Annotated in this window: 23 protein-coding genes; 3 read left to right on the top strand and 20 right to left on the bottom strand. The window is 52.9% G+C overall.

The genetic code is table 11. The features are described from left to right. Positions 1–18 precede the first annotated feature (18 nt). Positions 19–1,719, bottom strand: a complete 1,701-nt coding sequence (locus PCAR_RS08170; RefSeq protein ID WP_011341183.1) for an NFACT RNA binding domain-containing protein — start codon at positions 1,717–1,719, stop codon at positions 19–21. Positions 1,720–1,838: 119 nt separating this feature from the next. Here PCAR_RS08170 and PCAR_RS08165 point away from each other — a divergent pair, with 119 nt between their 5' ends. After that, positions 1,839–3,131 carry an O-acetylhomoserine aminocarboxypropyltransferase/cysteine synthase family protein gene (locus PCAR_RS08165; protein WP_011341182.1) on the top strand — a complete coding sequence of 431 codons (1,293 nt, stop codon included), beginning with the start codon at positions 1,839–1,841 and terminating at the stop codon, positions 3,129–3,131. Positions 3,132–3,197: 66 nt separating this feature from the next. Further along, positions 3,198–3,668, top strand: coding sequence for a tRNA (cytidine(34)-2'-O)-methyltransferase (locus tag PCAR_RS08160; RefSeq protein ID WP_011341181.1), 471 nt, complete (start codon positions 3,198–3,200; stop codon positions 3,666–3,668). A gap of 161 nt (positions 3,669–3,829) precedes the next feature. Here the strand turns inward: PCAR_RS08160 and PCAR_RS08155 are convergent, their stop codons facing one another. From PCAR_RS08155 to PCAR_RS08065, 19 genes are all read right to left on the bottom strand, one after another. After that, entirely contained in the window at positions 3,830–5,140 is a 1,311-nt protein-coding gene (locus PCAR_RS08155) for a homoserine dehydrogenase (protein ID WP_011341180.1), read from the bottom strand. Positions 5,141–5,334: 194 nt separating this feature from the next. Next, entirely contained in the window at positions 5,335–5,793 is a 459-nt protein-coding gene (locus tag PCAR_RS08150) for a M17 family peptidase N-terminal domain-containing protein (protein WP_011341179.1), read from the bottom strand. After that, the gene (gene nusB, locus PCAR_RS08145) at positions 5,790–6,260 is read right to left on the bottom strand and encodes a transcription antitermination factor NusB (RefSeq protein ID WP_011341178.1); all 471 of its coding nucleotides are present in this window, start codon (positions 6,258–6,260) and stop codon (positions 5,790–5,792) included. Before nusB ends, PCAR_RS08150 begins: the two co-directional genes overlap by 4 nt. A 6-nt stretch (positions 6,261–6,266) precedes the next feature. Then, positions 6,267–6,731, bottom strand: a complete 465-nt coding sequence (gene ribH / locus PCAR_RS08140) for a 6,7-dimethyl-8-ribityllumazine synthase (RefSeq protein ID WP_011341177.1) — start codon at positions 6,729–6,731, stop codon at positions 6,267–6,269. A gap of 219 nt (positions 6,732–6,950) precedes the next feature. Further along, the gene (locus tag PCAR_RS08135) at positions 6,951–8,156 is read right to left on the bottom strand and encodes a bifunctional 3,4-dihydroxy-2-butanone-4-phosphate synthase/GTP cyclohydrolase II (protein WP_011341176.1); all 1,206 of its coding nucleotides are present in this window, start codon (positions 8,154–8,156) and stop codon (positions 6,951–6,953) included. 350 nt (positions 8,157–8,506) lie between these two features. Next, a complete protein-coding gene (locus PCAR_RS08130; RefSeq protein ID WP_011341175.1) occupies positions 8,507–9,157 on the bottom strand; it encodes a riboflavin synthase in 651 nt (216 codons plus the stop codon). Then, positions 9,142–10,257 (bottom strand): bifunctional diaminohydroxyphosphoribosylaminopyrimidine deaminase/5-amino-6-(5-phosphoribosylamino)uracil reductase RibD, encoded by a 1,116-nt coding sequence (gene ribD / locus PCAR_RS08125; RefSeq protein ID WP_011341174.1) that lies wholly within the window; start codon positions 10,255–10,257, stop codon positions 9,142–9,144. The genes PCAR_RS08130 and ribD overlap by 16 nt, the downstream gene beginning before the upstream one ends. Before the next feature lie 28 nt (positions 10,258–10,285). Beyond that, complete coding sequence (nrdR, locus tag PCAR_RS08120; protein ID WP_011341173.1) at positions 10,286–10,759, bottom strand: transcriptional regulator NrdR; 474 nt, start codon at positions 10,757–10,759, stop codon at positions 10,286–10,288. Then, positions 10,756–11,232: a deoxycytidylate deaminase gene (locus PCAR_RS08115; RefSeq protein WP_011341172.1), complete on the bottom strand. Its 477-nt coding sequence runs from the start codon at positions 11,230–11,232 to the stop codon at positions 10,756–10,758. The genes nrdR and PCAR_RS08115 overlap by 4 nt, the downstream gene beginning before the upstream one ends. After that, positions 11,233–12,483: a serine hydroxymethyltransferase gene (gene glyA / locus PCAR_RS08110; RefSeq protein WP_011341171.1), complete on the bottom strand. Its 1,251-nt coding sequence runs from the start codon at positions 12,481–12,483 to the stop codon at positions 11,233–11,235. Between the two features lie 319 nt (positions 12,484–12,802). Beyond that, on the bottom strand, positions 12,803–13,258 hold the full coding sequence (gene rpiB, locus PCAR_RS08105; RefSeq protein WP_011341170.1) for a ribose 5-phosphate isomerase B: 456 nt from the start codon (positions 13,256–13,258) through the stop codon (positions 12,803–12,805). Between the two features lie 8 nt (positions 13,259–13,266). Continuing rightward, positions 13,267–14,499: a beta-ketoacyl-ACP synthase II gene (fabF, locus tag PCAR_RS08100; RefSeq protein ID WP_011341169.1), complete on the bottom strand. Its 1,233-nt coding sequence runs from the start codon at positions 14,497–14,499 to the stop codon at positions 13,267–13,269. Positions 14,500–14,643: 144 nt separating this feature from the next. After that, positions 14,644–14,877 (bottom strand): acyl carrier protein, encoded by a 234-nt coding sequence (gene acpP / locus PCAR_RS08095; RefSeq protein ID WP_011341168.1) that lies wholly within the window; start codon positions 14,875–14,877, stop codon positions 14,644–14,646. Between the two features lie 77 nt (positions 14,878–14,954). Then, positions 14,955–15,692 (bottom strand): 3-oxoacyl-[acyl-carrier-protein] reductase, encoded by a 738-nt coding sequence (gene fabG / locus PCAR_RS08090; protein ID WP_011341167.1) that lies wholly within the window; start codon positions 15,690–15,692, stop codon positions 14,955–14,957. A 25-nt stretch (positions 15,693–15,717) separates the two neighbouring features. Further along, a complete protein-coding gene (gene fabD / locus PCAR_RS08085; RefSeq protein ID WP_011341166.1) occupies positions 15,718–16,632 on the bottom strand; it encodes an ACP S-malonyltransferase in 915 nt (304 codons plus the stop codon). Between the two features lie 30 nt (positions 16,633–16,662). Further along, the gene (locus PCAR_RS08080) at positions 16,663–17,643 is read right to left on the bottom strand and encodes a beta-ketoacyl-ACP synthase III (RefSeq protein ID WP_041531701.1); all 981 of its coding nucleotides are present in this window, start codon (positions 17,641–17,643) and stop codon (positions 16,663–16,665) included. 35 nt (positions 17,644–17,678) lie between these two features. Beyond that, entirely contained in the window at positions 17,679–18,710 is a 1,032-nt protein-coding gene (plsX, locus tag PCAR_RS08075; protein WP_041531700.1) for a phosphate acyltransferase PlsX, read from the bottom strand. Between the two features lie 34 nt (positions 18,711–18,744). Next, positions 18,745–18,921, bottom strand: coding sequence for a 50S ribosomal protein L32 (gene rpmF / locus PCAR_RS08070; RefSeq protein WP_011341163.1), 177 nt, complete (start codon positions 18,919–18,921; stop codon positions 18,745–18,747). 91 nt (positions 18,922–19,012) lie between these two features. Further along, positions 19,013–19,570, bottom strand: coding sequence for a YceD family protein (locus PCAR_RS08065; protein WP_011341162.1), 558 nt, complete (start codon positions 19,568–19,570; stop codon positions 19,013–19,015). 437 nt (positions 19,571–20,007) lie between these two features. Between PCAR_RS08065 and mazG the strand changes: the two genes are divergently transcribed. Beyond that, on the top strand, positions 20,008–20,814 hold the full coding sequence (gene mazG / locus PCAR_RS08060) for a nucleoside triphosphate pyrophosphohydrolase (protein ID WP_011341161.1): 807 nt from the start codon (positions 20,008–20,010) through the stop codon (positions 20,812–20,814). Positions 20,815–21,252 lie beyond the last annotated feature (438 nt).

Here is a 21,252-nt window from a genome sequence, read left to right as displayed (position 1 = left end):
CCTTAAGAGCGCGTGATTTTACGGTTCGCGACGCGGCACGACCCGCACCGTACGATATTTCTTGACCTGCACCAGGCCGGGTAACGCACCTTTGGGCTTATAAACGGCTTGCCCTTCTGCGACCATGACATCCGCCACGCCCTCATTACAGGCCCGGGAATGCCCGGCTGCCAGGCCTGCGGCATAACGGATATCTTCCTCGGGAATATCGATACTACGCCGGGGTCGTTTTAAAACCAGATGGCATCCGGGCCGATCCAAGGCATGAAACCAGAGATCATGAGAACCGCAATGGTTTTTGACCAGATAATCGTTGGCGCGATTATTGGTACCCCACTGAACGACAAAACCGCCCGGTGACACGGCTTCTCGCAGCTTGGGGCGCCTCGACACAGGGCGTTTTTTTTGCCTATCGGCTTTTCGCGGCAACAGTCGGAATTCTCGCATTTCTTCTTCCACCATCGCCAACTCCTCATTCGAGGTAACCTCGCTGAGATTTAACATAAGAGCTTCGAGCCAGTCCTTTTCTGCATGACTTTCCTCAATCCTCCGATGCACGTGGATATAACCGCGCCGTATTTTCTTACTCCTATTAAATAAGCGATCGGCGTTTTCCGATGGCGAAAGAGCCGGATCGAGTGGAATGGTCACCACGCCACCCTCATCGAAAAAGTTTTCGACTTCTATCTCCGCCATGCCCTTACTTACACGGAAGAGATTGGACATCAACAACTGCCCGAGCTGTTGGTATCGGTCGGCATCATCGGTGTTGGCCGCTTCCTGGCGCAATCGCTGTAACCGTTTCTCAACCCGCGCCAGGGCTTTCCGGACAACCTTCTCCAACCGGGACCGCTCTTCACCCCGCCCCGGCATGGCGTAATCGTCAAAAAAGCAATCCGCCGCCTCTGAAGCAGACGAGAAGGTGCGGACTGAACTCAGCGAAAGGGTACTCGGACAAAAGACGAAAAGCCTGGGGCTACCTTCCAGTTGAGCGATCTGAAAACTATAGTCGTGTTCCTGCCAGCGTCGGGCAAAACTTCCGAGCACCTCGGCAGCCGTCTCCTTCCGCAACATACGGCCGACGAGATCTCGTGCCACCACAGGCGTCATCGGGCGTATATTGCGCTGCAGCCACGCGGCAAGCGCGTCGTCCACCGGTGCCATTTCGGAACAGTCAGCCACATCCTGCAGAGCCCATTTATGAACCTTTTCCGGTCTGGTCCAAACAGCCCCCTTCATGTAGGTCTGGTGTTCAGATCCCCCTTCCCTGCGATGCAAAACATCAACGATTTTGTCATCCGCGTCGCACAGAATAATATTCGGCCGCCTGCCATATAGCTCAGCTATGAGCTGGTAAGTTGAATCATCCTGGCCGTCGAAGGTAAATACAACGATCCGCTCCCCGAAGAGTTGACGAACCGACCGCAGCCTGCTCAACCTGGCCCGCAGCAGTTGACAAAAGCGTAAGGGATTTGCCGGATTTATCCAGGTGCGTTCGGTAAGATACAAACCGGTGGCACCAACGGTCGCGGAAATACGCAAGCGCAACTCTCGCCGCCCGTTCCAAAGACGCAGGATAATGGTATCGGCATCTGGCTGATGGATTTTTTTTACCGACGCCCCCGTAACCAGCGATTGCAACTGATCCACAACAGCTTCGATATAAAATACGTCCATACCAATTGTTGACCGATGAGACAATCCTGTACTTGCTGCCATCAAACCTCTCTGTTATGCTGGTTCCCTAAAAATTCAAGTAACTTGATTGATAATGGGCCTTCAGGAAAACGACCTGTTTATCACTTTTCAGTCACTGCCTTTAACCAAGGAGAGCCGTTATGTCCGAAGAATCCACACACCGTATCGGCACCATGGCGCTGCATGCCGGCCAAACCCCCGATCCAACGACCGGATCGCGCGCCGTACCCATTTATCAGACCTCTTCTTACAGCTTTAATTCATCCGAGCATGCAGCCCGTCTGTTTGCCCTGGAAGAACCCGGCAATATCTACACCAGGCTCATGAACCCCACGACCGACGTGCTGGAAAAACGTCTGGCAGCATTGGACGGCGGCGTAGGAGCCCTGGCCGTAGCTTCGGGTACGGCAGCCATCTTCATGGCCATTCTCAACCTGGCCAAAGCCGGCGACAACATCGTATCCGGTACCTATTTGTATGGCGGCACCTTCAATCTCTTCAAGCACACCCTGCCACGCATGGGGATTACGGTCAAGTTCGTCGACACCTCGGATCCGGCAAAAATCCAGCAAGCCATCGACGAAAATACCAAGGCGGTATTCACCGAAACCATCGGCAACCCTAAAAACAACATCGATGATTTCGAGGCCATTGCCAAGGTGGCCCATGACTCGGGGGTGCCTTTCATTCTCGACAACACCGTTGCGACACCGATGTTATTCCGCCCCATCGAACATGGAGCCGACATTGTCTGCTACTCCCTGACCAAATTCATCGGCGGGCACGGCACAAGCCTGGGCGGCGCGGTTGTCGACAGCGGAAACTTCGACTGGAGCAATGGACGTTTCCCCGAATTCACCACCCCGGACCCAAGTTATCATGGTCTGGTGTATCACGAAGCTCTCGGCGCACGGGCCTTTATCGACAAAATGCGGGTCACCATATTGCGAGATCTTGGCGCGTGCATTTCGCCTTTCAACAGTTTTCAGCTTCTACAAGGACTGGAAACCTTGCACGTCCGCATGCCCCGGCACTGCCAGAACGCCATGGAGTTGGCAACCTACCTCGAACACCACCCTCAAGTCGCATGGGTTAATTACCCCGGCTTGAAAAGCCACCCTTATCACAACCAGGCGCTTCGCTACTTGCCCACAGGACAGGGCGCCATTCTCGGCTTCGGTATAAAAGGCGGCATCAAAGCCGGAACCCGTTTTATCGACAACGTGAAACTTGCCAGCCATCTGGCCAATATTGGCGACGCCAAAACGCTTGTCATCCATCCGGCCAGCACCACCCACCAGCAACTTTCCGCTGAGGACCAGCTGGCATCAGGAGTCAGTCCCGACTTCATCCGTGTCTCCGTCGGTATCGAAGATATCGAGGACATAAAAAACGACTTTGACAAAGCCCTCACCTTAAGTGCTGAAAACTAACAACCGCAATTCCGGCACTCAAGGCTTACGGAACGTGACAACCCACAATATCATTGAAAAGAACACATGACGAACAAACCTTTCCATATCGTTCTGGTCGAACCGGAAATCCCCCCGAATACGGGCAACATTGCTCGCCTTTGCGGCGCTACCGGCACAATATTACACCTGGTGGGGAAACTCGGTTTTTCCCTGGATGACAGATACCTAAAACGAGCGGGCCTCGATTATTGGGAGGTGATCGATGTTCGCCGATGGGAATCACTGCAGCAACTTGAAGAAGCCTTCCCTGATGGGCGCTGGTGGTATACGTCGAAAAAAGCCGAACGGTCCCATGTGGGAGCGGATTTTCAACCGGGAGACTTTATCGTTTTCGGCAAGGAAACCGCAGGATTGCCCGCAGATTTATTGGCCCGAAACCCGGCACACTGCATTCGCATACCGATCTTCTCGCCGCGCGTCCGGAGTCTGAACCTTTCCACCGCTGCAGGTATCGTGTTGTATGAGGCGTTACGACAAACCGGCCGCCTTGATTAAACCTCCAAACTTCCCGGCAAAAAGCAGAGGGTATTCCGGGTAACGGCACACAGGTTTTGCCTCTTGGGAATCTCGGTTCCCATGGAATACCGTGAAACGAAGTGAATAAAAAAAGCGCCCCGATAGGGCGCTTTTTTTACAAACCATGTTGTTCGGAATCGCTATTCCATATCGTTTTCAATACGGATGAAGTGGCTCGGTTCGCGAACCGTATCGAGTTTGTCGATGTCGGCAAGAGCATCGCTGATAAGCGCTTCAGTGGCTTCGTGGGTCATGATGACCAACGGAACCGCCTCGCTCTTTTTGCGATCCGGCTGAATCATGGACGCGATCCCGATACCGTAGTTGCCCAGAATTCCGGAAATTTTCGCGACCACACCAGGCTTGTCGAGGACCGTAAAACGAAGATAGTACTGGCTTACGATATCCCGCATGGGCTTGATAGGCAGGTCTGCAATGCAATCGGGAATATACCCCATGGCGGGAGTGCGTGCCTGATGACCGGCCAGCTGGTCTCGAGCAATGGCCATGACATCGCCCATAACTGCGCTGGCAGTGGCATCCATCCCCGCACCCTGACCATAAAGCATGACAGGCCCGACAAAATCGCCAACCAACCGCACTGCGTTGAAAACACCTTCCACATCAGCCAGGGGGTAGTTGACAGGTATCATAGTCGGATGGACACGCGCTTCAACCGTGCCATTTTCACGCTTCCCGATAGCCAAAAGCTTGATTTTGTAGCCGAACTCTTTGGCGAACTGGATGTCGAGAGGCGTTATGTTGCTGATCCCTTCGATGGTGATATCATCGAAATCGATTCGGGTGCCGAAACACATGGAGACGAGGATGGCAAGTTTATGTGCGGTGTCCACCCCTTCCACGTCGAAGGTCGGATCCGCCTCGGCGTAACCTTTGGCCTGGGCGTCTTTAAGGACACTGGAAAAATCGGCGCCTTCATTGGTCATACGGGTAAGGATGTAATTGCAGGTACCGTTAAGAATACCGAAAACACAACGGAAATTGTTGGCACAAAGATTTTCCTTGATAGCTGACAAGACAGGAATACCACCGCCTACCGAAGCTTCGAACATGACATCGACACCTTTGGCTGCAGCAGCCGAAAGGATCTCTTCGCCGTGCTTGGCAAGTAAGGCCTTGTTTGCGGTAACAACGTGTTTGCCATGTTCAATGGCTTTGAGAACAAAGGTACGGGCAGGCTCATAGCCACCGATCAACTCGATGACAACGTCGATATCGGGGTCGGTAAGCACCTGCATGGCATCGGTGGTCAGAACCCCTTCTTCAACCGTCACACCGCGATCGGTTGTGATATCGAGATCAGCCACGCTCTTAAGCTTCAGCCGTGCACCAAGGCGGCGTTCCATCACCTCGGCATTGTTCTGAAAAACCCTGATTACCCCGGCGCCAATGGTGCCGAATCCCAGAAGACCAACGTTAATTTCTTTCATAGCCACTCCAAGTAAAAGCTTCACCACTGTATATTGCCAAGCAAAAACCGCCCTCTCGACCTACTTTCAGAGCAAATCGAAAGGGTCCGTTCACGCTAGGCAATTCTGAAAATTCCATTAATATAAAAGTCGGTGGAAAGACAGAAAGCGTAGAATTCAACAGGCAGCCAACTAGAGACTTACCAACGCATGCCCTAGCCTCGCGGTCCACGCCAGGCCAGCACGACCTGCATATTGTTGAATCGATCTTTGTCGAGAAAATCCCACACAATACGCTCGACGTCCTGAATCACCATATCTTCAAGAGCATCCAGAGCAAGGGCGAGGCGTCCGAAACCGGCCCGGTGAACTACCTCAAGCACGGAACCGATCAGGCCGGCCAACGTAAGCGGGGTCAATTCGCGGCGTTGCCCACCCCCGGCGAAAAGAATCCAGGAAGCTGCCATCTTCCCATTGCCTGAGATGAGCACATATTCGCCTTGACGACCCTGTGCACATCCCTTGCGCAATTGGTCGGTTAAAAGGCCGTTCAAACGCCAATCGAGCAACGCTGAAGGGCCGAACAAGGGGCGAATATCCGAGTAGAACAGTGCCGCAGCAACCTCGCCGGGAAGCGTATCGGCAGGCCGGTCGAGCACCTGCAGTCGCGTCATGACGCGACGACAGGCCTGCAGGTGCGTGAGATACGATCGAGGATGCCATTGACAAAGGATGGCGTTTCTTTGGTTCCGTAACGCTTACCGATCTCGACAGCCTCGTTGATGATAACGCTTACGGGCACGTCCAGATGGCCTAGAAGCTCATAGGTTGCCATACGCAGAATAGCAAGATCGACCCGTGCCATACGCTCCAAGGACCAATTGGTGGAGAATTCGCCAATCAACCCATCGATTTTCTCGAGATTCTCGGCTACCCCACGAACCAGATCCTCGGCAAACTCGCGCACCGGTTCGGCAACCGCTTGGCTGCTGTCTTCGAGCGGTTCACCCAACACATCATCCCGAAATCTGAAGTTGCTCCAGAAGGTTGCCAACAGCGCCTCAACGCTGCCGGTGCCATCGAAGCTATAAATTATTTTGATTGCCAGTTCGCGCCCTGTACGGCGCATGCCGCTTGCCATAACGCCTCAAATCACCTTAAACAGATTGACCATTTCAATGGCCGTAATAGCAGCATCGGTGCCCTTGTTGCCCGCTTTGGTACCGGCGCGCTCTATAGCCTGCTCAATACTATCGGTAGTAATAACGCCGAAAGACACAGGCATGCCGGAATCGAGAGATACCGATGCGACCCCCTTGGACACTTCAGCACAGACATAATCGAAATGCGGTGTGGAGCCACGAATGACCGCTCCGAGACAGATCAAGGCGTCGTAACGCTTGCTGGCTGCAGCTTTTTGAGCGGCAACGGGAATCTCGAACGCACCGGGAACACGCAGGATGTCGATATCCCCATCGGCGGCGCCATGCCGAACCAGTGTATCGAGAGCGCCCTCGACCAGGCGATCACAAATAAAACTGTTGAAGCGACTGACAATAATACCGAACTTGAAGCCTTCGGCATTGAGTTTACCTTCAATGATATTGGCCATGAAACTCTCCTTAAAAGACGGTCTCCATATCCGAATCGGCAGATATTTCACCGTACATATCACAGTCACGCGCTCCCTGGCGATAATCCGGTGAGACCGCAACAGAAAAGCGTACGTCGCATTTTACCGGAATAACCCGGCGACACGGGTGTGAGGTTTACCGCGATCATCCCTGCATTCAGTTCATAATGACAGGAACCAGGTTACAAGCTTTACGGGCTAAAGATTTTCCAGCAGATGCCCCATTTTTTCACGTTTGGTTTTAAGATAGCGCAAGTTATCGCAGGTCGCCGGCATTTCTATGGCCACGCGCTCCACCACCTCGAGGCCATAACCTTCCAGACCGACAATTTTTTTAGGATTATTGGTCATCAGGCGGATCTTACGAACACCGAGGTCGGCCAAAATCTGGGCACCGATTCCGTAATCGCGCAAGTCGTCCTCGAACCCGAGAGCCTCGTTGGCCTCGACCGTATCGCAGCCCCCGTCCTGAAGCGCGTAGGCTTTCAGCTTGTTATTCAGACCGATGCCACGGCCTTCCTGCCGCATATAGACGATGACACCGCTTCCCTCCTTGCCGATCTGACACATGGCGGCATGCAACTGATCGCCACAGTCACAGCGCAAAGAACCGAAAACGTCACCGGTCAGGCATTCGGAATGGACGCGTACAAGAACCGGCTTTTCAGGATCGATTTCTCCTTTGACCAGGGCCAGGTGCTGGGCGTTGTCTACGTCATTTTCATAGCCGACCGCGGTGAAATCCCCCCCGTAGGGAGTCGGCAAATTGGTTTCCGCCTCGCGTCGCACCAAGGTTTCCTTGTTCATGCGATAACTCACCAGATCAGCCACGGTGACGATGCGCAAGTTGTGTTTTTCGGCAAATTTTTCGAGTTCAGGCATACGCGCCATCGTACCGTCATCATTCATGATTTCACAGATAACACCGGCGGATTTGAGACCCGCCAACCGTGCGAGATCCACAGATCCTTCGGTCTGCCCGGCACGTACCAACACCCCGCCCTTTTTGGCGCGCAGCGGAAAAACGTGCCCCGGACGGGCCAGGTCATGAGCCTTGCTTTCATCGGCAATGGCAACCTGGATAGTCGTAGCCCGATCTTTAGCGGAAATTCCGGTAGTGACACCTTTACGTGCCTCGATGGATACGGTAAAAGCCGTTCCAAAGGAAGATGAGTTCTCACTGACCATAAGCGGCAGTTGCAAATGGTCGGCACGCTCTTCGGTCAGAGAAAGACAAATAAGGCCACGCCCTTCCTTGGCCATGAAATTGATCGCCTCGGGAGTCACCATCTCGGCGGCCATGGTCAGGTCGCCTTCGTTTTCGCGATCCTCATCGTCGACAAGGATCACCATGCGACCCTGGCGGATATCTTCCAATGCGGCTTCTATATTATCCAAACTCATAAAACATCTCCTTTAAGGTCCGATGTTTCATCACATCGTGCAGCACAGAAACACAAACAGATACTGCTGACCAAGTCAAACAGACGAAAAACGGGTAACAGCGTATCGGACAACACCCGTCGCGCTGAGGTTCCCCACACTGTTTACATCTGGTAATGGCAGACAATAGCACCAAAGACGGGCTTTCTGCAAGGAAAGAAAGCCCCTTGAATGTTTGAAAAATGCCATAGTTACTGTAGGTTTAACCTCACGAACAAAGTCTTTTCGACCTGACGACAAGCTGACTATTTAAAGACCTTCCGTGCCATCGAAGCGTTCGCCATCATGGACAATCAGAGCCATCGACAGTGTTATAAAAACCCGTTTTTGGCAAGAAAGTCCAGGCTGATGGACCCCTGTTCGGTATCGGTTGCGGCCGGGCGCAACAGGCGCTCGACATATTTCCCCAGAATGTCGGTTTCGATATTCACCTGAGTGCCGGGCTCACACCATTGCAAGGTCGTTTTGGACAAAGAATGAGGAATCACCGCAATACCGAAACTCCGCTCGGCAACCGAATTGACGGTCAAACTGATACCATCGACAGTGACAGAGCCTTTTTCTACCAACAAGCGCATCTGCGACTCGGCAACCTCAATGGTGAAGCGCACGGCATTCTGATCCTGGAATCGTTTCGTAACCAAACCCAGCGCGTCGACATGCCCGCTGACAATATGGCCCCCAAGCCTGTCGGAAAGCTTTAGCGCCCGTTCAAGATTGACCCGACTACCGGCTTGCAACTGGCCAAGATTGGTTCTGGAAAGGCTCTCCGGGGATACATCCGCAGTGAATGTACCGTTACCAAAATCGGTAACGGTCAGACAGACACCGTTAACGGCAATGCTTTCACCCATAACGATTTCAGCCATGGGAATAGCGGTAGCCACTGTAATTTTGCCACTTTGAGCCGTTTTCTGAAACCGTTTCAGAACGCCAAGATCTTCGATCAGACCGGTGAACATGTGACCACCTCCCCTTCAATCAAGGTATCGTCTCCAAAGTGTGTTACGCGAACATCCTCCAGAACAGTCGCCTCGGTCATGGTCAAAACGCCCGGGCCTTTGAACACGCCTTTACCCCCGTCGCCACCGACAATTTTGGGTGCAATGAACATCATCACGCGATCGACCAGACCGGCGCGCCAGAATGCGCCATTAAGTTCAGCCCCCCCCTCAAGAAGGATGCTCTGAAGACCGCGGGCACCAAGTGCCGTCATAAGCGCATGCAAGTCCACACGACCACCGCTTTCGGGTAGTACCAGTACTTCCGCGCCGGCAGCACGGATCGCTTCGATTTTGGCCTTGGAAGCCCGTGCGGTCGTTGCGATCAAGGTGGCGGCGCTGGATTGCAGATTTAATATGGCGGCATCTTCGGGTATGCGCAAGGACGAATCCAATACAATGCGCTCGGGATCGCGTCCGCCTTCGTCAGGCAATCGGGTGGTAAGTTGCGGGTCGTCCTGCAAAACAGTGCCGATGCCGACCATGATACCGTCCATGCGGTCCCTCAGCTTATGGACCTCGTGACGACTGGCAGCGCTGGTAACCCATTGAGAATGACCGCTGGCGGTGGCCGTCTTACCGTCCAGAGTCATGGCGCTTTTGAGCACGACAAACGGTTTTGCCGTAAGAATGTGTTTGGCGAAGGGAGCGATGATCCGGCGACACAAATTTTCCAAAACACCGCAATGGACCTCGATGCCGGCACCTTGCAACTTACGTATACCGCCACCGGCGACCTGAGGGTTGGGATCGAGGGTGCCGACATAAACCCGCGCAAGCCCTGCCTCGATAATCGCATCGGCACAAGGCCCGGTTCGCCCATGGTGGCTGCAAGGCTCGAGAGTGACATACATATCGGCGCCACGGGCACGATCACCGGCTTCGCGTAACGCATAAATTTCGGCATGAGGCTGGCCGGCCTTGGGATGAAAACCGCGTCCGACAATCTCGCCATCCTTGACGATCAAAGCACCGACGGCAGGATTGGGACGCGTACGCCCTTCGCCCCGCCGCGCCAGATCGATGGCCTGACGCATAAAATTTTCGATGAGATTTTCCACAGATCAATATCGTTTCGACGTATAGCCGTCAATTATCCCTGACGTTGCCGCCTTCAGCCAGGATATCCTTCAATTCCGCCATAAACTCGTTGATATCCTTGAATTGCCGATAAACGGAAGCAAAGCGTACATAGGCCACCTGATCCAGGTCGTGCAAGGCGTCCATGACAGCCTGTCCGATGATTTTGGACTCGATTTCACGTTCGCCGGATTCCTGCAACTGGCGCTCCAGAGTATCAACGATCTTTTCTATGGTAGCGATGGAAACCGGGCGTTTTTCGCAGGCCCGCTGGATTCCGCCGATGACCTTCTTACGATCAAAAGGCTGCCTGCGGGCATCTTTTTTAATGATGAGGGGTAACATGTCCTCGACACGTTCAAAAGTCGTAAACCGACGTTCGCACTGAGAACATTCTCGCCGCCGACGGATATTGTTGCCCTCTTTACCGAGACGCGAATCGATGACCCGCGTATCGGCAAATCCACAAAATGGACATTTCATAACGGAGACAGCTCCTTATCGGCAAGCAGATCGTTCAGTGCGGATACCGTAACTCCGGATTCAGCCAACATATCAAGGGACAGATGATCGGGATACCCGTCAAGGTAGACCACCTGCCGGATACCGGCGTTGATGATCATTTTGGAGCAGATGACACAGGGAGTGTTGGTGCAGAAAAGAATGGCGCCACTGATATTGGTACCGTGTTTAGCAGCCTGAATAATGGCGTTTTGCTCGGCATGCAGCCCACGACACAGTTCATGACGCTCACCGGAAGGAACGTTCTGCAATTGTCTTAGACAGCCGACCTCGCTGCAATGACGCAGACCGGAAGGCGTACCGTTATAGCCCGTAGCAAGGATATTTTTATCCTTGACCAGAACCGCTCCCACCTGGCGGCGCAGACACGTCGAGCGTCGCGCCACCAGGCGGGCGATTTCCATAAAATATTCTTCCCAGGACGGGCGTTCCATTTATTTCAGAAGATGTGCATACAGGGGGAACCGTTTGCACATCTCACGAACTTCACCCTTAATAGCGGCAAGTTCCGTATCATTTTCCATGTTATCCAAAGCACGAACCACCCAATCGGCCACACGCTCCATTTCGGCTTCCTTGAGCCCGCGTGTCGTGGTGGCCGGCGTTCCCAGACGGATACCGCTGGTAACGAAGGGCGAACGGGTTTCGAAGGGAACCGAGTTTTTATTAACCGTAATACCCGCTTTCTCAAGGGCTTTCTCGGCCATTTTCCCGGTGGTTTCAGTGCCGGTGAAATCGACCAGGATGAGGTGATTGTCGGTACCCCCGGAAACGAGATTGAGTCCCCGTTTGACCAGCGCATCGGCCAATACCTTGGCATTTTTAACCACTTGCGTCGAATACTCTTTAAACTCGGGCGCCAGTGCTTCTTTAAAGGAAACGGCCTTGGCAGCGATAACGTGCATCAACGGACCGCCCTGAATGCCGGGGAAAATATTACTGTCGATAGTTTTTGCAAACTCCTCACGACAAAGAATCATCCCGCCGCGCGGACCGCGCAGGGTTTTATGCGTGGTTGTGGTGACAAATTCGGCATAAGGTACCGGGCTGGGATGTACTCCGGCCGCAACCAGACCCGCGATATGCGCCATATCGACCATGATCTTGGCGCCGACCTTATCCGCTATCTTGCGGAAAGCGGGAAAATCGATGGTCCGAGGATAGGCGCTTGCACCAACAACCAACAGAGTCGGTTTGTGTTCGAGAGCCAGTCGTTCAACCTCTTCATAATCGATGTACCCAGTTTCCTTTTGCACACCGTAGGAAACGATATTGAAAAGTTTACCGGAGAAATTCACCGGTGAACCGTGGGTAAGATGGCCGCCGTGGGCAAGGTTCATACCGAGGACGGTGTCGCCCGGTTTACAAGCGGCAAAATAGACAGCCATGTTAGCCTGCGATCCACTATGCGCCTGCACATTGGCATGTTCGGCACCGAACAGTTCCTTGGCACGCTCGATGGCGAGACGCTCGGCAATATCGACCATTTCGCAGCCGCCGTAGTAGCGTTTTGCAGGATAGCCTTCGGCGTATTTATTGGTCATGATGGAGCCCTGGGCCTCCATGACCTGCTCGGAAACAAAGTTTTCCGATGCGATAAATTCCAGATTGTATTCCTGGCGCTCGGTTTCGAGGCGAATGGCCTCGGCGATTTCGGGATCTTGCTGAATAAGAGTCTGAGACATGTTAACGGCCTCCTGCAATGAATTTATGTCGTAAATACTTGAAAATAATAAGGTGAGAGGATCTATAATAGCCAACGCATGGTTTATGGCGATACCGGCAAAAGTACCACAGCATCAGTATTGTTTACCATGAAGGACACGGAAATGATAAGCGGCATCTTACCTGCTCCGATATAGCTGACACGTATGGAAGATGCTTTTGATGCCTCTTCGTATTTCCCTGCCCTTCAGGGTAGCCTGGCGGCTTTCATAAAGAGCGCTAACGCTAAACAAAAGGCAATGGGCAAGCCGCCGGCTTGCCCATTTTAATCGGCATCTTTCAAAGCCGGCCGGATCTGATATCTTCCTCTATTTGCGCTATTTTATCGAGGCGTTTCTGGTGTCGTCCACCCTCAAAGGTAGCATCGAGCCAAACCCCGACCATCTGGCTGGCCTTGTCGTCGGAGAGCATACGCCCGCCCATGACGATAATATTGGCATTATTGTGTTCCTTGGACATACGCGCGGTGAACTCATCCCAGATCAGGGCTGCGCGGACACCGGGGAATTTATTCGCAACGATCGACATGCCGATGCCGGTACCGCAAATCAGAATGCCTTTTTCGGCTTCACCTGTGGAAATCGCTCTCCCGACACGTTCCCCGAAATCGGGGTAATCGACGGAGTCACCGTTATCGGTTCCTAGGTCTCGCACTTCGATATTACGTTGCTTAAGATATGCCTTGACCTGTTCTTTCAGTTCAAGACCGCCGTGATCACTGGCTATAAGGAACATGCTACTCCCTAAACCTTTCTGAATAACAAGCTGGCGTTTGTACCACCGAATCCGAACGAGTTGGACAACGCACTCTCAACCACGACACGCCTCGCCTCGTTCGGAACGTAATCGAGATCGCACTCGGGATCAGGCTCGCTATAGTTGATGGTGGGCGGCACCTCACCTCGGTCTATAGCCAACACCGAGTAAACTGCTTCCAAACCACCTGCCGCGCCGAGAGCATGGCCTGTCATACTCTTGGTGGAACTGACCATAAGCTTGCGTGCATGATCCTTGAATACCGTTTTGATAGCCATGGTTTCATAAAGATCGTTAAAATGGGTCGATGTGCCGTGTGCATTGATATACGTCACATCTTCAGCCTGCATGCCGCTGTTTTTGAGCGCCATAGCCATGCAACGAGCCGCACCTTCCCCACCGGGTGCCGGTGCCGTAAGGTGATGCGCATCGGAGGTTAATCCGTAGCCGACCAGTTCCGCATAGATATGCGCTCCACGAGCACGTGCGCTTTCATATTCTTCGAGAACAACGATACCCGCACCCTCAGCCATAACGAAACCGTCCCGATTTTTTTCAAAAGGACGACTGGCAGCCTGGGGATCATCATTGCGCGTGGAAAGAGCGCGCATGACGTTGAACCCGCCAACAGCCAGCGGCGTAATGGTCGACTCCGCGCCGCCGGCGATCATCACATCGGCGTCACCGCGGCGGATCACATGGTAGGCATCGCCGATGGAGTGCGTACCGGTAGCGCAGGCAGAAACGGAGGAAACATTAGGGCCCTTGGCACCAAACCGCATGGAAATCTGACCGGGAGCCAGATTGGTGATCAACATGGGAATGAAGAAGGGTGAAATTTTCTTATACCCGCCCTTAAGGTAAGCTGAATGGTACTTTTCAATGGTAGGCAACCCACCGAGACCGGCACCAACCAACACCCCGACTCGCTCGGCGTTGTCATCGTCGATGACGAGTTTGGAATCCTTAACAGCTTCATCGGCGGCCGCAAGGGCATATTGAATAAAGAGATCCATTTTGCGAGTCTCTTTTTTTTCTATATAGTCCTCGGCATTGAAGTCCCTGACTTCACCGGCAATCTGGCTCGGAAAGTCCGATGCATCAAATCGCGTAATACGATCGATACCTGATTTGCCGGCCAGCAGACTTTGCCAGTTTTTTTCTACGCCATTCCCCAAGGCCGATATAGTACCAATACCGGTTACGACAACTCTTCGCATGGTGAACTATGCCTCCGTAATAGGCTTTTATGTGCCGCCTGCGGAAAACCCTGCCAACAGCCGATCACTTGCAAAACAATCAAAAAAGGGGAGGAAACGCGAAAGCAGACGCATCTCCCTCCCCTGAATACCTGCTAAATCAAATCAGGAATTAGCCGAAATGTAATCGACGGCATCCTGAACGGTCTGGATTTTTTCGGCATCTTCGTCGGAGATTTCGATATCGAATTCCTCTTCAAGAGCCATCACCAGTTCTACAGTGTCCAGGGAGTCAGCGCCGAGGTCATCCATAAAAGAAGCGTCACCGGTAACCTGAGCTTCGTCAACACCCAACTGTTCAGCGATAATCTGTTGTACTTTTTCCTCGATAGAAGCCATCTGCTTCACCTCCTTGTTGTTGTTCGGACCGATATTGGAATCGGGCTGAAGGCTATACCTGATACTCGATGATTTATTTACATGTACATGCCGCCGTTAACCCCGAGAACCTGACCGGTAATATAAGCGGCCTGGTCCGATGCAAGGAACATAACGGCGGAAACAATATCTTCTGCTTCACCAAAGCGTCCGAGAGGAATTTGCCCCAGCAGACTTTCTTTGACTTTTTCCGAAAGGACATCCGTCATTTCGGTAACGATAAACCCGGGAGTAACGGCATTTACCGTAACGTTACGCTTTGCCAACTCACGGGCCACCGATTTGGTCATACCGATAAGCCCGGCCTTGCTGGCACAATAGTTCGCCTGCCCGGCATTACCCATCTCGCCGACAACGGAGGAGATGTTGATAATCCTGCCGACACGTTGTTTACCCATGATTTTAGCCGCAGCACGCGTACACAGGAAAGCCCCTTTGAGATTGGTATCGAGTACCGCGTCCCAATCCGCATCCTTCATGCGAACCAGCAGATTGTCGCGGGTAATACCCGCATTGTTGACCAGTACGTCGACCCGACCGAAAGCTTCGACAGCAACTTCGAACAAACGGGCTACATCGTCAGTCCTGGCGATATCGGCAGGGACACTGACAGCGTCCCCTCCTTGAGCCTTAATCTCATCGACAAGTGCAACCAGAGCGTCCGCACTGCGGGCGGAAACCACAATTTTGGCTCCACATGCTGCCATCTTGACGGCCATGGCACGGCCAATGCCACGCGAGGCACCGGTGACGACAACGACTTTGTCCTTCATCATATCTCACTCCTCATCGTGACGCGAATTAAAAACCCTTCAAATCTTCCACTTTGCCCATATTTTGGAGGGAAACACCTTTGACAATGCGCTTGATTAATCCTGAAAGCACCTTGCCGGGACCAATTTCAACAAATCGGTCGACACCCTCATCGGACATGGCCGACACGGACTCTTCCCATCGGACCGGAGAATAAACCTGCTTTACGAGCAATTCCCGCACCGCCTTGGCATCGGAATTGGCACTGGCTTCAACATTGCTGACCACGGGGCAAGCGAGGGTTTCGACAGAAACACCGGCCAAAACCTCATCCAACTGACGCGCGGCAGGTTCCATAAGCGAACAGTGAAAAGGAGCACTGACCGGCAACGGCAGGGCACGCTTGGCTCCACGTTCCTTGGCAAGGGCCATGGCCCTCTCGACCGCAGCAATATGCCCGGCGATAACGATCTGCCCGGGGCTGTTATAGTTGGCCGGTGCTACCACATCGCCCGAAGCGACTTCCGCACAGACCTCATCAACCACCGGGGCATCCAAACCGATGATGGCAGCCATGGTACCGACACCTACAGGAACGGCATCCTGCATGAACGTTCCACGCTTGCGTACGGTTTGAACCGCATCGGCGAAACTCAGGCCACCGGCACACACCAGCGCGGCGTATTCGCCGAGAGAATGGCCTGCAACAAAGTCGGGAACGAGCCCGGTTTCACTCTGCAGCACGCGCAACGCCGCGATACTGGTGGCAACAATAGCAGGTTGCGTATTGGCCGTCAGCTTAAGCTCATCTTCGGGCCCTTCGAAACAGAGCTTGGATAAATCGATACCAAGGACGTCGTTAGCTTCCTCGAAAACCAGCTTAGCCTGACCGAAATTCTCAGCCAGATCCTTCCCCATCCCGGCATATTGAGATCCCTGTCCAGGAAATACAAAAGCAATCATGTTCGGTTTCTCTCCTTTGCGACAGGTGGGTTACCACCGAAACAACGCGGCACCCCATGTAAAACCGCCGCCGAAAGCATTGAGCAACAGGATATCGTCCTGTTTCACCCTGCCGGCTCGATGCGCTTCATCCAGCGCGATGGCGATAGAGGCCGCAGAAGTGTTCCCGACCCGATCCACATTCACCATAACCTTTTCAAGAGGCACTTTAAGACGCTTGGCCGTGGCTTCAAGGATGCGACGGTTGGCCTGATGGGGAATGAGCAGATCGACATCGCCCGCGTTCATATCATTGGCGGCCAACGCTTCCTCACCGGCATCGCATAGCGACCTGACCGCAACCTTGAAAACTTCATTGCCCTGCATCTGTACAAACGGATTGTGGCCCTCGGAAGCGGAACTGTCAGCAGGATTCCGTGATCCCTGCCCCATCTGATACAACAGCGGCCAGCAACTTCCGTCGGCATGCAAGTGGCAACTCAACATACCCCTGTCCCCATCGGAGGCCTCGAGCACTACGGCGCCGGCACCATCACCGAAAAGGATACAGGTGCCACGATCTGTCCAATCGACAATGCGGCTGAACACCTCCGCGCCGATAAGCAGCACCTTCTTGGCACTTCCGGTCTTGATGTAATTATCGGCAACGGACAAACCGTACAAAAAACCGCTGCATGCGGCAGAGATGTCAAATGCAAACGCCCGGGTGGCCTGGAGGTTGGCCTGCACCAGGCAGGCGGTTGCCGGCCAGTTGAAATCCCCGGTTACCGTGGCGACAATGATCAGATCGATATCTTCTGCAACGACACCGGCCATGGTCATGGCACGCCTGGCGGCTTCCGTCGCAAGATCCGAGGTGTGTTCACCCTCAGCAGCGATATGACGCTCACGGATACCGGTGCGCGTAGCGATCCATTCATCGGATGTATCGACGATCTTTTCGAGATCTTTGTTCGTCAGAATCTTTTCGGGCAGATACGATCCAGTACCCGTGACACACATTCGTTTCATCATTCTGCACAACTCCATGCGGGGAATCTCTGGATTCAGCTGGCCCCACGTTTAACAACATCGTCGGAAAGCTCGGGATTTTCCATACCAAGTTGAGCAATCAGACGATCATTAATACGCTGGGATACCGATTCCCTCGCCATGTGAATGGCATTCATGATGGCACGTGCGTTGGATCCGCCATGACAAATCATGCCCGTACCCTGGATTCCAAGCAGGGGCGCTCCACCATATTCCGCGTAATCGACTTTTTTCTTAAATGCACGAAACGCCGGCCGCGCAAGCAAATAACCGAGCTTAGCGAATAACCTCTGCTTTATTTCCCCTCGCAGCATATCGCTGATGGCCTCGGACAGCCCTTCGGAAACCTTAAGAACAACATTGCCGACAAAACCGTCACACACAACCACATCCACATCGCCGCTGAATATATCGCGTCCCTCAACAAAGCCGATATAATTAAGCGACGATTGTTTCAGAAGTTTGTGCGCCTCACGCGCCAGTTCATTGCCCTTGCTTTCTTCTTCACCATTGGAAAGCACCCCTACCCTGGGACGCTCTTTGCCAAGCATAAACTTGGCATAAACAGCTCCCATGGTCCCGAACTGTGACAGGTGAAAGGGTTTGCAGTCCACATTGGCACCACCATCGAGCAACACGGTCTGACTTTTTTTGTTGGGCAGAATGGTAGCGATAGCCGGACGGTCGATTCCCGGTATTCTTTTGCAAAGGAACATTCCCACGGCCATCGTGGCCCCGGAATTCCCGGCACTAACTACGGCCTGAACTTCATTTCCACGCAACAGATCAAATGCGACTCGAATGGATGAATCTTTCTTTTTACGCACTGCATCCGATGGAGAATCATGCATGCCGACGACTTCTGTGGCATGTCGTATGGCAATATCCAGCCCCTTTAAATCGTAACGGGAAAGGACCGCATCCAATCGGCCTTGATCACCAACCAGCACAATCGGTATTTTCCATCGCCTTGCAGCCGCGACAGCACCTTCAACCTCAACCTCAGGGGCGTTATCGCCCCCCATGGCGTCGACGGCAACTACGATTCGTTCGTTCAATCGGACGTCCTCTTATTCGGATTTATTCAGCGTCAACGACGTCCTTACCCTTGTAGCTTCCGCAGCTCTCGCAAACCCGGTGCGGCAATTTGGGCTCTTTGCACTGGGGGCAAGTCGAGATTCCGGGAGCGGACAGAAAGTCATGCGCACGACGCATATCACGTTTTGATTTGGAGGTCTTTTTCTTCGGTACAGCCATCTTTAAAACTCCTTCCAAGCGACCATTCAGGTCGATTAATTGTGTCTTGTGTAAATACCCACGGTTGTGAGCCAACACCTGAGCTATAACATCAATCCTTCTTTTTAACCTTAAAATTCTTCAGGGCAGCGAACTTGCCGTCCATAACCTGCTCATGGCAATCACAGGCGCCTTCATTGAGATCCGCACCACATTGAGAGCAAAGCCCTTTACAGGTTGTTCGGCATAAAGGCTTCACAGGCAACGCCATAACGAGCTGTTCTTGAATGCTCTCCGTGAGATCGATTTCGTCGCCCTCAAACGCGATCAGCCCTAAATCCTCAGCCTGAAGCTCAATCTCGGAATCCTGCTGCTGCTCATCCTCCAGGCTCGGCAATTCGCGCGCGAATGTCACGGAAAAAGTGACATCGAGAGCCTGTTCGAAATCCTGCAAGCAGCGGCAACACTGCAAGCGTACGAGCGTCGACACACTCCCCTCGACAACCACCAGCTCATCGAGCCGCCGAGCCTTCACCTGAATATCCAGGGGTTTGACAAAAAGGGCTTCACCATTGTCGTGAAGCTCTCTTAGTACGGAAAATTGTTCAAAGGATTCGGACAATTCCAGGGTCAGCCCCTGATCCTTAATGTCATCCAACTCGATGATCAAATCGGGTACTCCATAAAAGTGACAGCCCGCAGATAAGCGGGTAGTATAAGGCTTGGCCCTTGTTTGTCAAGGGAAAAGCTCGCCGCCAGGCAGTCCTCTGCCGCATCAAGCCAGCCATTTACTAGCTCATTCCGCAATCCAATGCAAGCAATTATTTTCACCGCTCGGCTTACAACACCGCCACTTAAAGCCCCCTACGCGAGGTAGCGGGACCAAACAGGCACCATGCCCGCCAGCGACCTTTCCCACTCCCTTCTGCGAGCCATCCGACTCAGAGCGCCCACGACATCGCTCCATCCTACCCTGAAAAAAAAGGGATGGTTGCACAGAAGATACGCATAAGCTATTTTCAATGCCACGCAGGCTGCCGCCATTTAATATTCGGCAGGCAGTCATCGCATAAAGAATTTCGCCCATTTTTCGAAGGATTACCCGACATGCCTCAAGCAAAATCGACAGAAGCCCTTATGCGCCTCATACAGACCGTCTCCGCCTTGCGTTCACCTGGTGGCTGCCCCTGGGATGCAAAACAAACGCCCGAAAGCCTTAAACCCTACATCATCGAAGAAGCCTACGAAGTCATAGACGCTATCGACCAGGGCGATACACACAGCATACGCGAAGAACTTGGCGACCTGTTGCTGCAAGTGGTTTTGCAATCGAGAATATTCGAGGAAAGAAACCTATTCAGCCTGAAAGATGTAGCTATCGGGATCGCGGAAAAACTCGAACGCCGGCACCCTCACGTGTTCGGACCGACGCAACAGGACAAGGCTCAAGACATTGAACGCCAATGGGAGCGCATCAAGCAACAGGAAAAAGAACAGCAGGGACAAACACCGACCACCCTGGGCACACTACCTGTCCACCTGCCCGCATTGATGAAGGCCAGGAAGATCACAGAACGCGCCAGCCGTGCAGGCTTCGATTGGCCGGGCGTAGAGGGGGCAATAGAAAAGGTCCACGAGGAGCTATCCGAATGCAAGGAAGCGATCCAGGGAACCGACCGACGAAAAATGGAAGACGAACTGGGGGATCTTCTGTTCTCGGTGGTCAATCTCGGACGGTTTCTCGACATCGACGCCGAAGAAGCCCTCGGCAGAACCATCAAGCGCTTCACCAAGCGCTTCACCTATGTAGAGGAATCCCTGAAAAACCAAAAACGCAGCATGGAAGCCACATCCTTTGAAGAACTCCTCACCCTCTGGCAACAAGCCAAACAGCTGGAGCACGGCAATCTTTGAATTGTAACAAAGCATCGAACGCCTGTCACACCCGTCAGCGTGAAAAGCATACCAGCTGCGCAATCCCAAAAAACCACGCATCTTCAAGCCCCTTTATACTTTTTCCACACGAACAGTGGATAGACAGTGGATAACCCTGTGAAAAGAGCATCAAAGCCCCTATCCAACATGGCCTCCAACAAACTGCTTATTTTCTGAACAGCTAAACATAGCCATGAAATTTCAACAAGTTACGCTGTTTATCACAAAACTTTCGCGTTATATCCAAAATAAATATCGATGCTTTTTATTTTACGGATGAGATTCTTTGATATTTCTAAGGGAGGGTGAATAAGGGAGCAAAAAGACTGGAAAATTGGATCGATTGGCGCCAACTGCCGAAACCAGGAATTTCAACAGTCGGTAAACTCCCCATGACACCAAAAGAACTAGGAGGCT

The organism is Syntrophotalea carbinolica DSM 2380 (assembly GCF_000012885.1).
Lineage (GTDB): Bacteria > Desulfobacterota > Desulfuromonadia > Desulfuromonadales > Syntrophotaleaceae > Syntrophotalea > Syntrophotalea carbinolica.
The sequence above is the reverse complement of the archived record's forward strand: the minus strand, read 5'-3'. Positions and strand labels throughout refer to the sequence as shown.

Excerpts from the sequence above, each read along its gene's own strand:
- PCAR_RS08080 (WP_041531701.1), bottom strand. The coding sequence starts at position 17,643 with ATGAAACGAATGTGTGTCACGGGTACTGGATCGTATCTGCCCGAAAAG.
- PCAR_RS08150 (WP_011341179.1), bottom strand. The coding sequence starts at position 5,793 with ATGACGCGACTGCAGGTGCTCGACCGGCCTGCCGATACGCTTCCCGGC.
- PCAR_RS08165 (WP_011341182.1), top strand. The coding sequence starts at position 1,839 with ATGTCCGAAGAATCCACACACCGTATCGGCACCATGGCGCTGCATGCC.
- PCAR_RS08160 (WP_011341181.1), top strand. The coding sequence starts at position 3,198 with ATGACGAACAAACCTTTCCATATCGTTCTGGTCGAACCGGAAATCCCC.
- mazG (WP_011341161.1), top strand. The coding sequence starts at position 20,008 with ATGCCTCAAGCAAAATCGACAGAAGCCCTTATGCGCCTCATACAGACC.
- rpmF (WP_011341163.1), bottom strand. The coding sequence starts at position 18,921 with ATGGCTGTACCGAAGAAAAAGACCTCCAAATCAAAACGTGATATGCGT.
- fabF (WP_011341169.1), bottom strand. The coding sequence starts at position 14,499 with ATGCGAAGAGTTGTCGTAACCGGTATTGGTACTATATCGGCCTTGGGG.
- PCAR_RS08155 (WP_011341180.1), bottom strand. The coding sequence starts at position 5,140 with ATGAAAGAAATTAACGTTGGTCTTCTGGGATTCGGCACCATTGGCGCC.
- glyA (WP_011341171.1), bottom strand. The coding sequence starts at position 12,483 with ATGTCTCAGACTCTTATTCAGCAAGATCCCGAAATCGCCGAGGCCATT.
- PCAR_RS08130 (WP_011341175.1), bottom strand. The coding sequence starts at position 9,157 with ATGTTCACCGGTCTGATCGAAGATCTTGGCGTTCTGAAACGGTTTCAG.
- nrdR (WP_011341173.1), bottom strand. The coding sequence starts at position 10,759 with ATGAAATGTCCATTTTGTGGATTTGCCGATACGCGGGTCATCGATTCG.
- PCAR_RS08170 (WP_011341183.1), bottom strand. The coding sequence starts at position 1,719 with ATGGCAGCAAGTACAGGATTGTCTCATCGGTCAACAATTGGTATGGAC.
- nusB (WP_011341178.1), bottom strand. The coding sequence starts at position 6,260 with ATGGCAAGCGGCATGCGCCGTACAGGGCGCGAACTGGCAATCAAAATA.
- rpiB (WP_011341170.1), bottom strand. The coding sequence starts at position 13,258 with ATGTTCCTTATAGCCAGTGATCACGGCGGTCTTGAACTGAAAGAACAG.
- PCAR_RS08115 (WP_011341172.1), bottom strand. The coding sequence starts at position 11,232 with ATGGAACGCCCGTCCTGGGAAGAATATTTTATGGAAATCGCCCGCCTG.
- PCAR_RS08135 (WP_011341176.1), bottom strand. The coding sequence starts at position 8,156 with ATGAGTTTGGATAATATAGAAGCCGCATTGGAAGATATCCGCCAGGGT.
- fabG (WP_011341167.1), bottom strand. The coding sequence starts at position 15,692 with ATGATGAAGGACAAAGTCGTTGTCGTCACCGGTGCCTCGCGTGGCATT.
- fabD (WP_011341166.1), bottom strand. The coding sequence starts at position 16,632 with ATGATTGCTTTTGTATTTCCTGGACAGGGATCTCAATATGCCGGGATG.
- acpP (WP_011341168.1), bottom strand. The coding sequence starts at position 14,877 with ATGGCTTCTATCGAGGAAAAAGTACAACAGATTATCGCTGAACAGTTG.
- ribH (WP_011341177.1), bottom strand. The coding sequence starts at position 6,731 with ATGGCCAATATCATTGAAGGTAAACTCAATGCCGAAGGCTTCAAGTTC.